1 tRNA gene is annotated in these 785 nt (G+C 35.5%); it reads left to right on the top strand.

The features are described from left to right. The first annotated feature begins 709 nt into the window (after positions 1 to 709). Positions 710 to 785: transfer RNA gene (locus R0K30_RS20985), tRNA-Val, on the top strand.

Here is a 785-nt window from a genome sequence, read left to right as displayed (position 1 = left end):
AGAGTAGGACGCCGCCAAGCTTTTCTAAGGATCAGTTCCAGACGGAACTGGTCTTTTTTGTGTTTTTGAGAGGTTTGCTTCTATATCAACATCAAAAACATAGAAAATGTCTAACAAGCCCTCGTTTTAGCAGCCGCGGTATAGAGACGTAATTGGCCACTCAGGCTCAAAGGGAACGGGCCCATCTATTGCTGAAGACTGAATTCGAGGGGACGCAGGATGAATCAATACACTTGTTTCTCTGAGTAAAACTTTAATAATGATGCCAAGGCTGTTCAGCATTTGAAGTAGCAAAAATAAGGCGAAGCGATCTTTTGAAGAACAGTGAAAATCATCACCATTTATATACGTTTTTAAACGAAAATGATTTCTTAAAAAAATAAAATAATAAAAGAAATTTATCTCTAGATGATTTGTGTGTGAGGATATACTGAATAAAATGAGCATATTAAAGCGTTGGAAATGATGTTTTTAACAGTGATAAAGCTTCATTAGAGTTCTTTTTAACAAAAAAACATAAAAAAATGAAAAAAAGACTTTTAAAATGACGAAGCAAGTGGTGAACTTCTTTAGGTGCCTTAACGAAAAGGTGAAAAAAACAGCTTTAAAATAAATTCAAAAATTATTTTAAAAAAGTCTTTACAAACAATATCTTATCGTTATATAATACTATTTGTCAGATCGAGAGTCATTCGAAAAGACACAATATGGAGGATTAGCTCAGCTGGGAGAGCATCTGCCTTACAAGCAGAGGGTCGGCGGTTCGAGCCCGTCATCCTCCACCA

The organism is Bacillus sp. SIMBA_154 (assembly GCF_046536015.1).
GTDB classification, from domain to species: Bacteria; Bacillota; Bacilli; order Bacillales; family Bacillaceae; genus Bacillus; species Bacillus pumilus_P.
The sequence above is the reverse complement of the archived record's forward strand: the minus strand, read 5'-3'. Positions and strand labels throughout refer to the sequence as shown.